The sequence below is a fragment of the Xenorhabdus anantnagensis genome (assembly GCF_028598555.1).
Lineage (GTDB): Bacteria > Pseudomonadota > Gammaproteobacteria > Enterobacterales > Enterobacteriaceae > Xenorhabdus > Xenorhabdus anantnagensis.
This window is the reverse complement of sequence record NZ_JAQRFN010000011.1, coordinates 57,158-70,319: the sequence shown is the minus strand read 5'-3', so window position 1 is coordinate 70,319 and position 13,162 is coordinate 57,158. Positions and strand designations below refer to the sequence as shown.

General features: G+C 44.3%; 13 protein-coding genes and 1 pseudogene. 1 reads left to right on the top strand and 13 read right to left on the bottom strand.

All coding sequences use genetic code 11. The annotated features are described in order from the left end of the window. Positions 1-86 precede the first annotated feature (86 nt). Positions 87-845, bottom strand: coding sequence for a meso-2,3-butanediol dehydrogenase (gene budC / locus PSI14_RS10565; protein WP_273575851.1), 759 nt, complete (start codon positions 843-845; stop codon positions 87-89). Between the two features lie 659 nt (positions 846-1,504). Between budC and PSI14_RS10560 the strand changes: the two genes are divergently transcribed. Further along, positions 1,505-2,290 (top strand): hypothetical protein, encoded by a 786-nt coding sequence (locus tag PSI14_RS10560; protein ID WP_273575850.1) that lies wholly within the window; start codon positions 1,505-1,507, stop codon positions 2,288-2,290. Between the two features lie 391 nt (positions 2,291-2,681). Here PSI14_RS10560 and PSI14_RS20190 read toward each other — a convergent pair. The 12 genes and pseudogenes from PSI14_RS20190 to flgB form a co-directional block, all read right to left on the bottom strand. After that, positions 2,682-2,802 (bottom strand): annotated as a pseudogene (locus tag PSI14_RS20190) (transcriptional regulator); the annotation flags it as partial. Between the two features lie 158 nt (positions 2,803-2,960). Continuing rightward, entirely contained in the window at positions 2,961-3,926 is a 966-nt protein-coding gene (gene flgL, locus PSI14_RS10550; protein ID WP_273575848.1) for a flagellar hook-associated protein FlgL, read from the bottom strand. Positions 3,927-3,961: 35 nt separating this feature from the next. Then, the gene (gene flgK / locus PSI14_RS10545) at positions 3,962-5,602 is read right to left on the bottom strand and encodes a flagellar hook-associated protein FlgK (RefSeq protein ID WP_273575847.1); all 1,641 of its coding nucleotides are present in this window, start codon (positions 5,600-5,602) and stop codon (positions 3,962-3,964) included. A gap of 135 nt (positions 5,603-5,737) precedes the next feature. Continuing rightward, complete coding sequence (flgJ, locus tag PSI14_RS10540; protein WP_273575903.1) at positions 5,738-6,706, bottom strand: flagellar assembly peptidoglycan hydrolase FlgJ; 969 nt, start codon at positions 6,704-6,706, stop codon at positions 5,738-5,740. Further along, positions 6,703-7,821 carry a flagellar basal body P-ring protein FlgI gene (locus PSI14_RS10535; RefSeq protein ID WP_273575846.1) on the bottom strand — a complete coding sequence of 373 codons (1,119 nt, stop codon included), beginning with the start codon at positions 7,819-7,821 and terminating at the stop codon, positions 6,703-6,705. Before PSI14_RS10535 ends, flgJ begins: the two co-directional genes overlap by 4 nt. A gap of 15 nt (positions 7,822-7,836) precedes the next feature. Next, positions 7,837-8,616 carry a flagellar basal body L-ring protein FlgH gene (locus PSI14_RS10530; protein WP_273575845.1) on the bottom strand — a complete coding sequence of 260 codons (780 nt, stop codon included), beginning with the start codon at positions 8,614-8,616 and terminating at the stop codon, positions 7,837-7,839. 68 nt (positions 8,617-8,684) lie between these two features. Beyond that, complete coding sequence (gene flgG / locus PSI14_RS10525) at positions 8,685-9,467, bottom strand: flagellar basal-body rod protein FlgG (RefSeq protein ID WP_273575844.1); 783 nt, start codon at positions 9,465-9,467, stop codon at positions 8,685-8,687. A 22-nt stretch (positions 9,468-9,489) separates the two neighbouring features. After that, positions 9,490-10,245, bottom strand: coding sequence for a flagellar basal body rod protein FlgF (locus PSI14_RS10520; protein ID WP_273575843.1), 756 nt, complete (start codon positions 10,243-10,245; stop codon positions 9,490-9,492). Positions 10,246-10,266: 21 nt separating this feature from the next. Further along, a complete protein-coding gene (gene flgE / locus PSI14_RS10515; protein WP_273575842.1) occupies positions 10,267-11,484 on the bottom strand; it encodes a flagellar hook protein FlgE in 1,218 nt (405 codons plus the stop codon). Between the two features lie 15 nt (positions 11,485-11,499). Next, the gene (locus tag PSI14_RS10510) at positions 11,500-12,195 is read right to left on the bottom strand and encodes a flagellar hook assembly protein FlgD (protein WP_273575841.1); all 696 of its coding nucleotides are present in this window, start codon (positions 12,193-12,195) and stop codon (positions 11,500-11,502) included. 13 nt (positions 12,196-12,208) lie between these two features. Continuing rightward, entirely contained in the window at positions 12,209-12,613 is a 405-nt protein-coding gene (gene flgC, locus PSI14_RS10505; protein WP_273554157.1) for a flagellar basal body rod protein FlgC, read from the bottom strand. A gap of 5 nt (positions 12,614-12,618) precedes the next feature. Next, complete coding sequence (flgB, locus tag PSI14_RS10500) at positions 12,619-13,035, bottom strand: flagellar basal body rod protein FlgB (RefSeq protein WP_273575840.1); 417 nt, start codon at positions 13,033-13,035, stop codon at positions 12,619-12,621. Between the last annotated feature and the right edge of the window lie 127 nt (positions 13,036-13,162).

Below are 13,162 nucleotides of genomic sequence, written 5' to 3'. Positions count from 1 at the left end.
AACCAGAATAAAAAAGCGGCTCCACTATCCTTGGAGCCGCTTTTTCGGTCATTTATTCAATAAGCAATATCTGCAATTAAAATGACTCAATTAAAATTGGGCTGACCATTGGATGCGGTTACCCCGCCATCTATCGGCAGATTCACTCCATTAATGAAACTGGCATCGTCACTGGCCAAAAATGCAATGGCTGCTGCGACGTCGGAAGGTTGACCCGCTCTTTTTAACGGAATGCGATTATTGAAATGTTGCAGGGTTTCATCGTCAAAACGGGCAGTCATGGGTGTCATCACTAAACTTGGGCACACCGCATTGACACGAACCCCTTGTGCTCCATGATCCAGCGCCATGGCACGGGTTAAGTTAACTACGGCGCCTTTTGACGCACAATAATGAACACCTCCCCAATCGGCTCCTAACCCTGATACAGAGGCATTATTAACAATACACCCTTTACTTTCGATTAAATGTGGCAAAGCAAAATAACTACAATTGAGTACGCCATTAAGATTGGTAGCCAGAACGTCATTACCCTCTTCCTGCGAAATACTCAATAAATCGCCAACCGCATAAACGCCTGCGTTATTGACCAGAATATCTATCCGACCAAAATGCCTGATCGTCTCATCAACCATGTGTTTGGCTGACTCACGGTTTACTACATCTGTTTGAATCACCAACGCTTTATTCGATGATAATTCACTGAATACACGGTTAAGCTTATCAGTATCACGCCCAGCCAATACAACAATGGCTCCTTCTTGTGAAAAACGCTTTGCTGTAGCCTCCCCAATACCGCTTCCTGCGCCGGTAATAATGACAACCTTACCTTCAAATCGAATCATTTTATTGTCCTCATTGATGTGTTTTCAAAACTCGCTATAAATCCGGATTCCTGTGGACAAGCAGTATAAATACCAGCTCATGCTTCATTGGATTTTATTGGCAGAAATGGGGTTATGTATTTAATGTGTTGAAAACAGTGATTGCAGTACAATTCTATAATTAAGATTAAGGTATTACTGCAATTTATATGCACTAAACAGCATTAGATACAATACAATGAAATTCATAATACACACTTTGAATACGCGACCCAATATTGCTACAGAAAGAAGCCAATAAAACATGCCCGTTATCCACCGTATGACCCAAATACGTTCCCCGCCAAAGAACCGTCCCAGATGCAGGTTTCATTCTGCACAATCCTATATCAGTTTCCCAATAAGGCAACTCGAAATCCTTTGGATATATATAATATAATAAATTAAGTTAAATTTTATTATACAGATAAATATTTTTATTGTATAAGAAAAACCATCAAAATAACACAAACAAAAATATCACTTGCCTAGAATAATAAAAAGGCGTATCAATTTATGATGTTTATCATTAAATTTTATTGCCAAAATCCTTAACAAATCCTTATGTAAGTCAATACCTGATATGAAATTTAAGGAAAATCAACAAATTGACTTATAGGTATTAAATCGAGGACATTAGTATGAAAATTGAAGAAATTCTGCGTGATACCGTGCAAAAAACAAAATCAACATTTAAAGGTAAATCATATAACATTGAATATATTGATCTTAATGTATTACCAGAGGAAAAAAGATTTCTTTATACTAAAGAAGGAATAGAAAGAAGGAATATTATTTTTGACGATTTACACGAAGAGCTACTGCAAAAAAAATTAACTAATAAAGAAATATATAAACATCTTCGTAAGAATAAAGATTCTTATTTAGTTGGAAATTGTATGTTATTATCTATTTTTTCCTTCTGTTATTTAAAGGAAAAACACAAAAATTCTCTCCGTGCTCTATTTTATAATCCAACAATAGACTACACTGAATTCAATTCCTTATTAACTTTACAAATTCTTTGCATACAAGCACCCTACAGCCATGCTTTTGTTATGGTTTGTCCTCCCAGTAACACTGAAACAAAACCTGAGCTTTGCATGATATCCGAACCTAACGTATTTCCACAAAACGCATGGATATGTGATCCATGGGCAAATATTATCTGCCCTGCAATAGATTATGATACAATGTGGAAAATAAAAATGGCTAAATGGAATTTAAAAGGAAAAACCGTTCATGCCGTTAATCAGGATTTTGAAAATAAAGCTGACTTCAATGAATCACCTTTGAGTAAATATTCTTACACAGCCATACAAATGGGAAGGAAAATGACAACTGACATAATTACGATCCATCCAAACGGTAAGTTAACAATCGAAGGCGAAAATTCATCAAACCCCAAAATATGTACAATACTATAAAAAATATTATAAAAAATAGAATATTACTATGTAGCTTTGTCAGATTTTATTATTACCCTCCCATCCTGCTACAACTTGGATTTTACTGGATATATCTTTATTAAGATAATCTATTAAATTTATCAGCGAGTAAATAAAACTTAAACAACAAAGCACAATATATTTATTTGACTGAGAAAAAAGGTTATTTAAAACCCCATTTCATCACATATAATCAGATAAACAACGGATTGTTTTATCTGTTTTATTCTTAACTGAAAACCACCGAGATGAAATCGTCGTTCATTCCAGTCAAGGCAGGAACAGGCAAATTTTCGTCGAGAAGAGGTATCTGCATCACAACATACCCCAAGAGAAGTCAAAAAATCTCTGCCTATCGGCGTTAATTCATAATTATTGGTCACCCACTGATTTACCAACAAGCTATCATGAATTTTTACCGCAATTTCCCCTGCCATATGGTCATAACAAGTTCGGCACAAACGCAGCGATTTGGGTGTGGAAATTTTGGCAATATCTGGATGTTCACTATGAGCGAGTTTCTAATCATCCAGCCATTTCCGCACTGTAAATCTTAAAATAACGGAAGCAAAAAATAGGCCCTTACCTTTCCAATTCAATGGGAAAAAACAAGGGCCTATAATGAAAAGTGCTATATACCTAATTTTGGTTATCGATGCATCTCAAACAAAGACATGCCTTTTAAGTCAGTAAACGCGATGAAGGAAGCTTGCAATGCAGCTTGTTGCTGGCGGTAATCGGAAATAGTGGATACCAAATCGGCATTAACCAATTCTCCTTTACGCACTTCATTCAACATACTACGTTCATCACTAAGCGCATCTAACTTATCCAGCTCATCAAGCTGCAAACCCAACACGGCTTGCACGGAATTGAAATTTTCCAGACTATTGCGAATACCACGGTTAGCTTTATCCATCAATGCCTTGGCTTCGTTTTTTTCGTCCTCACTCGCCGTGCTGTACGAGACTTCCAGTGCCTTGATCGCCATATCAATGGAAGCGAAAATATCTGATTCACTGTTAGTTTTGCCATCAGGTTCTTTGATCGGGTTGCTGGGCTGGGATAAAAAGACCTGCTGGCCGGTATGAGCGATAATCATCGAACGGTTATCATCTACTTTCTGCGTGATTTGTTCATGACCACCGACATAGCTCACCTTTCCACTGCTATCTTCAACGAAAGGCGGTACATCCGTCTTGTAGCCAGCAAAAATATAACGATTATTCCCATCAGTTTTATTACTTAAATTCAGCAATTCTTGTTTAAGACCGCCCAACTGCTGTGCATAGGATGCACGATCTTGATCACTAAGCTTATCTGCGGCTGCCACCCATGTACTCAAAACACTGGTGGTAGCTGTGACAACATTGTTGGTAATGTTCAACTGTGCTGACATGGTATTTTTGGCAAAGTTACGGACAGTGGCAAATTGCTGGTTTTTCGATTCAGATTGAGAAACCATAATGTTCTGCGACGCCGCCAAGGGATCATCGGATGGATTAATTACCCGACGACCACTCGACAGTTGCTCACCCGATTTCATCAATTTTGATTGGGCATCAAAGATCCCATTCATTTTCTGAGTATATAATTGATTCGTACTTACACGCACAATATCATTTCCTTTTATCTTCAGCCAAACGGTGATTAACGAATATTCAAAATCGCATCGAACAATGTTGTTGCGGTTTGGATCACGCGGGCATTTGCCAGATAATACTGCTGCAAGCGTTGCAATTCGCTGTATTCTTCATCCATATTGACGCCAGAAATAGATTGGCGAGTTGAATTTATCTTATCAAGGATGTTCCCCTGCGTTTCGACATTCACTTGAATGCTATTCGCAGAGGTGCCCACAGTACTGACCAATGATGCGTACGCTCCAGAAAAAGAGGATTTGCCATCAACCAAACGCTTATCCTGCAACTCAAGAAATTTCTTCACATTGCGGTTATCGCTTGGGCCGGCATTTTTGGCACTGGCGGTCGCCAATAGGGAAGAATCTTTCAGATTCACTTCCAAGGTTGCCACGACATTGCTGACCGTTTTCAGTGTGTAGACGTCGCGTTCTTCTGCCTTGGCAGAATCGAGCTTGACTTTCAGACCATCAAACTCCAGCGTGTCTCCGCCTTTTTTCACCGGGATCATCGCTCTGTCAGAAACACGCTGAACTTTCCAATCTCCGCCTTCAAATTTGAGGGTATAGTCACTGGCTTTTACTTTGGTGGTATCGGCATATTCCACCGTAATCTCAGCCGTGCCTTTGTTTTTGCTATTGGAAATGACTTCAGGTTTAGTGAAATTAAAGAAATCAGTACCTTTCTCGTTGTGCAGGTCAAAACCGCCATTTTGCACCTGATTGAATTGATCCGCCATCACCAAAGCCAGTTGATTCAATTCATTGCGGGTTGAATCCACCACGTCTTTGCGCACTTTTAATGCACCACCCAATGCACCCTGGGAGATAAAGCGTTCGTCAATTTCTCTGGTACCGACTGTACCGTTGTTGTAGCCCAGCGTGATACGGCCACTGTCAGTGCTGGCTGGGATCGCTTCCATCTGATAGGACCTATTGCCCGATACCAGCATCATGCCACCACCGAATGAGACGTTATAAGTGTCACCATCCTGCTTAATGACATTGACTTCCACCAATTGATTTAATTGGTTAACCGCTTCATCACGCTTATCCAGCAATGCCAGCGGTTCGCCCCTGCCTGTACTGCGCATACGCGTAATTTCATTGTTCAGCTTGGCAATTTCTTCTGCGTATTGATTGATCCCTCGAACATTTTGTTCAATTTGGGAATTAATGCTGTCATCTATCTGACGCAGAAAACCATCAGCTTCTTTGAATCGGCTGACCAAACCTTCCGCTTTACCCAACACCGTCGTTCTGGCAGCGCTGTCTTCCGCATTACTTTCAACAGCGCCCAAACTCTTGAAGACATCTTCGATGGAATTGGACAGACTGGTGTCTCTATCTGCCAATAGATCATTGATTTTAGTGATCTGTTCGTTCTGGGCCTTTGATGCAGCGTGTTTAGTTTGTGCCTCATTGTATTGCTGGTTAATGAACTCACTGTATTCACGGTTAATGGTGCTGACAACCACTCCGTTGCCGACAAACCCCGCTGGCGACATGGCTCCATTATTTTGCGTCATCACGGTAGTCTGTCGGTTATAGTCCGCGTTTTTGGAGTTTGCAATGTTATTACCCACTACACTCATTGCCACCTGAGCGGCGTTAATACCACTCATGGCAGTATTCATTAGACTATTGGACATGTGTAGATCCTTTTACGTTTTCTTTAAACCTTCATCGATGGAAGGTCATTCACTGTTACAGTTATCGGCAACGCTCCCTGTTCCTTGAACAAAAATGCTCTTGATTTCGATACCCGCCACTTAAAATCAGATTGATTAAAATAAGTTATCTAAATCATAGGCATAGGCTTTTGCCATCTGACTGCCGGTATTTTTTAACTGCTGGATCAGTGACACTAATTTTTTGGCATAACCAGGATCGGTAGCATATCCCGCATCCTGCAAGGAGTACGCCCCCTGCTCAGCCGTCGTTGATTGCGCTACTTTGGCGTAACGGGGATTTTCCGTCAGCAATTTGACGTAATCTGTTATCGCCTCCACGTAAGAGCTATACACACGGAAGTTGTCCTGCATTTTCTTCGGCTCACCATCAATGTATTCCGTCGTCATAATATGGGTGACAGGCCCTTTCCAGTGTTTCCCTGCTTTAATACCAAACAGGTTATGGCTCGGTTTGCCTTCTGCGGTCAGAATTTCCCGTTGTCCCCATCCAGATTCCAGTGCGGCCTGCGCAATAATCAATAAATGCGGAATGCCGCTTTGCTGGCTTGCCAACTGTGCCGGTACGGAAAGCATGGAAACAAAGCTGGCGCTTTGCATTGGTAATGGCTTCGACTTAATGGCCCCATTGGAGAAAGATGAAGATGCGTCTTCAGGCATAGCCCGGCGCATAAATTGCTCCAATGCCTGCTTCGGCAATGTTTGCAGGATTTCATTACCCAACGGCATCGGCATGGTGCCTGCCAATTCACTGGGCATATTATTAGCGTTAGAGAATTGCTTGACGATCATATCGGCAAACCCTAACCCCTTTTGGGAAAGGTCTTGGGCAATTTGCTGATCGTACATCGAAGTATAAAAACGCGTCTGGTCACTGCTCAACATACCACCCTGTGGCAACGAGGAACGCATACTTTTCAGCATCATCTGAACAAAGACGCCTTCCAGTTGTTGGGCTACTTCCCGTAGCCCTTGTTGTGGTTCCTGTGACAATTTAGCTTTCAATGAATGCAGAGAATTAACATCGTATGCAGCATTGGACATCGTCAGAAAATCATTCATCAGATAATCTCCAACTTCGCACGCAGGCAGCCCGCACTCTCCATCGCCTGCAAAATCGACATCAAATCCGTTGGCGTTGCACCGAGTGCATTCAACGCTCGCACAACTTGAGCCAGATTCGCGCTGGCATTGACTTTTTGCAATGCACCGCCCTGTTCTTGAATGCCAATGCCTGTATTGCGGGTCACAACGGTATTTCCCCCTGCCAATGGCGTATCAGGCTGACTGACCGCAGTTTGACGCTCAACAGTTACCGAGAGACTACCGTGTGCAATCGCGCAGCTATCCAATGTGACATTGCGGTTCATGACTACCGACCCTGTTCGGGAGTTGAAAATCACTTTGGCATCGCCAGCATTAACACGAATATTTACATTCTGAACTTGAGACAGAAACTTAACCTGCTCGCTATTTTCGATTGGCAGACGCAACTGAACAGTACGGGAATCCAGTGGTGTTGCCGTTCCTGTGCCTTTCAGACGGTTGATCGCATCACTAATCTGCTGGGCCAAGCTGAAATCATCATCATTCAATTGCAGGTTTAACGTGCTTTTCTGGCCGAATTGCGTCGGCAATTCACGTTCAATCACCGCACCATTCGAAATACGTCCACCTGCAAGCTGATTGATTTTAATGCTGTTTCCACCCGCACTTGCACCAGCTCCCCCCACAAGGATATTCCCCTGAGCCAATGCGTAGATCTGATTATCCACCCCTTTCAACGGGGTCATCAGTAATGTACCACCACGCAGACTCTTGGCATTACCCAATGAGGAAACCACAACGTCAATGTTGTGCCCTGAACGTGCAAAAGGTGGCAACTTTGCTGTCACCATTACGGCAGCTACGTTCTTAAGCTGCATATTCGTACCGGATGGTACGGTAATACCCAACTGTGACAGCATATTGCTCAGGCTTTGAGTGGTAAAAGGCGTCTGCATGGTTTGGTCACCCGTTCCATCCAGCCCAACCACCAAACCATAACCAATCAGTGCGTTATCCCTAATTCCTTCAATGGTCGTCAAGTCGCGAATACGCTCCGCAAAAACACGGGTAGACGCGAACATACCGGACAACACCAATAAAAGCGTAAAAAGGCTGGTGACTAATTTTCTCATCCTGACCATCCTCTTTTAAAACGGTGAGATATTCATAAAGAAACGTTGCAACCAACCCATATGCTGCGATTCGTTGATATAGCCATCACCAACATACTCAATGCGGGCATCTGCAACTTGGTTGGAACTCACTGTATTGTTGCCAGTAATCGTGCGCGGGTTAACAACGCCAGAGAAACGAATAAATTCCGTTCCCTGATTGATAGCAATCTGTTTTTCCCCTACCACATGCAGGTTGCCGTTTGCCAGCAGCTTATTCACGGTCACAGTAATCGTGCCCTTGAATGTATTGTTGGCATTCGCGCCACCCTTACCGCCAAACTCACTATTGCCTTCCATGCCCAAATCGGTTTTCTCACCACCTATCAATCCCTGCAAGAAACGCGGGGTCAAGGCGGCCGCGAAACCGGTTTTTCCGTTACGGCTGGCATTGGCTGAAGAGTTTTTGCTCGCACTGACGTTCTCTTGCAAGATAATGGTCAGCGTATCACCGATATTACGTGGACGGCGGTCTTCAAACAGTGGTTGGTAACCGTAATAGACCGGTTGGACAACTTGAAAAATTGAACCATTTGGCGTGGGAGCAGGCGCTTCAGCGGGGTTTGCGGTTGTCTGCCCTTTCACCAGCGGTTTGTGCGGTATATAAGCACAGCCCCCTAATGTCAGTGCCGACAATGTGAGTATCGCCACAGATATGCTGATACGCCACTTATTTCTCTGGTTTTTCCGTAAACCAGTGGAGCCATAAGCTACATGGTTTTTAGCATGGCTTTCGGCAACGGGCATTGTATCCATCTTCTATGCTCTTAAGTTTATCGTAGATAATAGTGGAGGAATGTTGTCCCCCACCATTAATGATTAGGTTATAGCTGGGTCAGCTTTTGCAGCATCTGATCAGATGTCGATACCGCTTTACTGTTGATTTCATAGGCTCGCTGAACCTGAATCATATTGACCAGTTCTTCCGCCACATTGACGTTAGACGTTTCAACATAACCTTGATAGAGCAACCCTGCTCCATTGATACCCGGTGCGTTTTCTACCGGAACACCAGAACTGTTGGTTTCCAGATACAGGTTTTCACCGATACTTTCCAAACCGCTTTCGTTGATGAACGTGGTCAATGTTAATTGCCCAACTTGCTGAGGCGCACTTTGCCCCTGCACATTCACGCTGACGATACCATCACGGGCAATGCTCATTTTGGTGGCATTATCTGGAATGATGATCGCAGGCACGACCTGAAAGCCACCGGCTGTCACTAACTGACCATTTTGATCCACTTGGAATGATCCATCGCGGGTATAGCCCGTTGTGCCATCAGGCATCTGGATTTGAAAGAAACCCTGTCCCTTGATTGCCACGTCTTTGCTGTTACTGGTCTGTGCCAAATTGCCCTGATTATGCAGGCGCTCAGTCGCTACCGGACGCACGCCTGTACCAATCTGCAAGCCGGACGGCAGGTTAGTTTGTTCAGATGACATTGCACCCGGCTGACGTTCGGTTTGATAGAGCAGATCTTCAAAGACCGCGCGTTGGCGTTTAAAACCATTAGTGCTGACGTTTGCCAGGTTGTTGGCAATAACATCCATATTTGTTTGCTGAGCATCCAGCCCAGTTTTGGCAATCCATAAAGATCGGATCATGAATTTATCCTCTGTTCCCGATTCAGCTCATGGCGAGAATTTGATTAGCCCGCTGTGCATTTTCATCGGAACTGTGTATGACTTTCATCTGCATCTCAAAGCGACGCGCGTTGGCGATCATGTTCACCATGCTTTCCACTGGATTGACATTACTGCCTTCCAGTACACCCGGCATGATTTTCACTTCCGTACTGGCCGCCAGTTCATTGCCCTGCTGTTCCCGCGCTTGTGGCGTTAAGTGGAACAAACCATCATCGCCCCGCACCACTTGGTTGGCTTCCGGTTTAACGATTTTCAGTTTGCCAATCTGCCCCAACAATGTTGGCGGATCACTGGCAATCAGGGCTGAGATGGCACCATCGGCGGCAATAGTCAGTTCAGCCTGTGGCGGAACATCAATCGGCCCGTTTTCGCCCATCAACATGCGACCCTGCACCATCAGTTGCCCTTCAGGTGAAATCTGGATACTACCGTTACGGGTATAGGCTTCCGTTCCATCTTCGAGCTGGACAGCCAGAAAGCCGCCTTGTCCGACAGCCACATCCAACGGGCGGGAGGTATAATTCATTGGTCCCTGACGGCTATCCATGCCAGGGGTAGAAGCAACGGTCAATGTACGTGTTGGCAGGGTTTCACCTTCAATCGGTACGGCACGTAGCGCTGCAAGCTGAGCTTTGAAGCCCGGCGTTGATGCATTGGCCAGATTGTTGGCAGTAACAGCCTGATGATCCAGCGTTTGGCGCGCTGCCCCCATAGCGGTATAAATGACGTGATCCATAAAACTATCCGCCTGAGCTTATTAACGCATACTGACCAGCGTTTGCAGAATTTGGTCCTGCGTCTTGATGGTCTGGGCGTTGGATTGATAGTTACGCTGGGCGACGATCATATTGACCAGCTCTTGGCTCAGATCGACGTTAGAGGCTTCCAGCGCACCACCTATCAGCTTACCGAAGTTACCCGAACCTGCGACACCCACAACCGGGCTGCCAGATGCACCGGATTCTACCCAGACGTTATTGCCTTGCGCAGCCAAACCTTCAGGGTTAGCAAAGTTTGCCAGTACCACCTGACCTAATACTTGTCTCTCGTTGTTGGAATATTTACCATAAATTTTGCCGTCATCCTCCACAGTGTACTCAGAGAAACTACCTGCGGCATAACCATCTTGTACTGGATTGGAGGCACCATCTGTCCCAACATTCTGCTGTTTACTACCCGAAAAATCGAGGGTGATTTCTGCATCATTTGAACCATTCAAAGATGCTACATTAAATGTGAATGCATTATTGTTGCCGACCATTTGACCATTGCCATCAAATTTCACCTCACCCAATTTCTGAATGCCAGAACCTGTTACAGGAGTTACAGAAATATCCTTAGCATAAAAGTCCCATTGATTATTGTCTTTTTTCACGAAGAATATATTGAGATCATGTTGATTACCCAGACTGTCATAAACTTGCAGAGATGTATTGTAGCTAAAAGTATCTGGATTATTTGGATCAAGGGCATAATTCGTCTGATCAATTGCTGAGTGTGTTGATTTCAGGGTAACTTTCAACTCAGCTTTTGTAGTTGCTTTCGCATTCAATATATCCTGTGGAATCGAAAGTGGCTCCACCGCTCTGCCTTGCTGAATTTCTCCGTTTACCGCCGGATAACCTGTGAGCTTCATGCCCTGCATATTGATCAGATTACGCTCTTCATCCATTTGGAACTGACCGTTACGGGAATAGAAAATATCACCGTTGGAATCCTGCATGCGGAAAAAACCGCCCTGTGTAATTGCCATATCCAACTGGCGATTAGTCTTATTGGTTGAGCCATCTTTAAAGTTCTGCAACATGCCAGAAACCTTAACACCCAAACCCACTTCTGAGCCGCTGAAAACATCCGCAAAGGCAGCAGAACTAGATTTAAAGCCAAATGTTGCTGAGTTTGCGATGTTATTACCAATAACATCCAGATTACTCGCCGCAGTATTCAAACCACTAACCGCTTGTGAAAAAGACATATGTCCTCCGTTTAATTAAAGAATCTGACGAACTTTATCCATGGTTACCGTACCCGCCAGCCCTAAATCTAATTTAGTGCCATCCTCACTCCGCGTAACGCCTAAAACTTGAGCAGACGTTAACGGATGTGTCACCAACGCGTCATCTTGATAGCTTGCGGAAACGGTGAAGTTATACGCACCGTCTGGCACTTCCTTGCTATCTGCGTCTTTGCCATCCCATAAAAATTTATGAACACCAGCATTTAAATTGCCAATATCCATTTCCCGAACAACTACGCCATCTTTGCCTTTTATTATGACTTTGACATTATCGGCAGGTCGGGTCAGCTCAACACCATATCGACTGATGTCGATGCCTTTTTCTTCACTGAAACCGACTAAAATCTTATCGCCAGGAATCATGACATCACGACCAATCAGCGATGTCGTTTGCATGGCTTGATGGTTGTCCATCTGCCCGACAACAGTTCCCAGTGTTTTATTGAGTTTTTCAATACCTTCAACAGTACTGATCTGTGCAATCTGAGCGGTTATCTCATTGTTTTGCATCGGATTGGTTGGATCTTGGTTTTTGAGCTGAGCGATTAATAAATTCAAGAAATTATCTTTAATATCGTCGCTGCTTTGTGGTTTTATTTTACTCTTGGGAGCAAGCTCACCTACCGTAGTATTATCCAATGAATCATTGATTGAAGTGGTCATTGCCATAATGGAATTCCTGTTACTGACCCAGAGTCAACGTTTTCAACATAATGGACTTAGTGGTGTTCAACACTTCAACATTCGCCTGATAGCTGCGGGAAGCAGAGATGGTATTGACCATTTCCCCGACCACATCCACATTTGGCATACGCACATAACCTTTTTCATCGGCCAGCGGATGACCCGGTTGATACTCAAGACGGAAAGGCGTGGGATCATCCACCACTTCGCTGACGCGAACACCGCCAATTTCCTGCCCTGCTGGTGCAGCAACACGGAAAACCACTTGCTTGGCGCGATACGGCTCGCCATCCGGCCCCACAACACTATCGGCATTCGCCATATTGCTGGCGCTGACGTTCAGTCGCTGGGACTGAGCGGTGAGCGCAGAGCTGGCAATATCAAAAACACTGAGTAGAGACATTCCCGTTATCCTTGTGACTGTAGAACTGACATCATGCTTTTAATTTGTGCATTCATCATGGTAAGTTCGGCTTGATATTTCAGGCTGTTATCCGCGAAATTGCTACGTTCCATATCCATGTCAACGGTATTTCCATCCATGGCTGTCTGGAATGGCACCCGATACAACAGATCCATCTCCAAACCTTTTTCATACTGACCGGGAATATGTCGATCGGAAGTCAGAGTTAGCTCAATTCCATTTCCCGATACATGACCGTGTGCCATCACCTTTTCCAGCTGATCAGCAAAATCGATATCACGCGCCTGATAGCCAGGAGTATCTGCATTGGCAATGTTGGCAGACAAAATTTCCTGCCGCTGGCTACGGAGTGCCAGCGCTTCTTGTCGAAATTGAAAAGCGGCATCTAATTTATCGAGCATATTCCTCCCTTGGGTCTGTTCTGTAGGGGGTAGCCCCCAATAATGCATCAAGAGCTTATCGCCCTTTTTTCATCATTCACGTAACCACTTTATTAACGGCACGGTTAACGGCTCGGCACATGAAATC

What these genes read in the sequence shown, in the direction of transcription:
- PSI14_RS10535 (WP_273575846.1), bottom strand. Translation starts at nt 7,821, where the DNA reads ATGAGAAAATTAGTCACCAGCCTTTTTACGCTTTTATTGGTGTTGTCC.
- PSI14_RS10520 (WP_273575843.1), bottom strand. Translation starts at nt 10,245, where the DNA reads ATGGATCACGTCATTTATACCGCTATGGGGGCAGCGCGCCAAACGCTG.
- budC (WP_273575851.1), bottom strand. Translation starts at nt 845, where the DNA reads ATGATTCGATTTGAAGGTAAGGTTGTCATTATTACCGGCGCAGGAAGC.
- PSI14_RS10530 (WP_273575845.1), bottom strand. Translation starts at nt 8,616, where the DNA reads ATGGATACAATGCCCGTTGCCGAAAGCCATGCTAAAAACCATGTAGCT.
- flgK (WP_273575847.1), bottom strand. Translation starts at nt 5,602, where the DNA reads ATGTCCAATAGTCTAATGAATACTGCCATGAGTGGTATTAACGCCGCT.
- flgB (WP_273575840.1), bottom strand. Translation starts at nt 13,035, where the DNA reads ATGCTCGATAAATTAGATGCCGCTTTTCAATTTCGACAAGAAGCGCTG.
- flgC (WP_273554157.1), bottom strand. Translation starts at nt 12,613, where the DNA reads ATGTCTCTACTCAGTGTTTTTGATATTGCCAGCTCTGCGCTCACCGCT.
- PSI14_RS10560 (WP_273575850.1), top strand. Translation starts at nt 1,505, where the DNA reads ATGAAAATTGAAGAAATTCTGCGTGATACCGTGCAAAAAACAAAATCA.
- PSI14_RS10510 (WP_273575841.1), bottom strand. Translation starts at nt 12,195, where the DNA reads ATGGCAATGACCACTTCAATCAATGATTCATTGGATAATACTACGGTA.
- flgE (WP_273575842.1), bottom strand. Translation starts at nt 11,484, where the DNA reads ATGTCTTTTTCACAAGCGGTTAGTGGTTTGAATACTGCGGCGAGTAAT.
- flgG (WP_273575844.1), bottom strand. Translation starts at nt 9,467, where the DNA reads ATGATCCGATCTTTATGGATTGCCAAAACTGGGCTGGATGCTCAGCAA.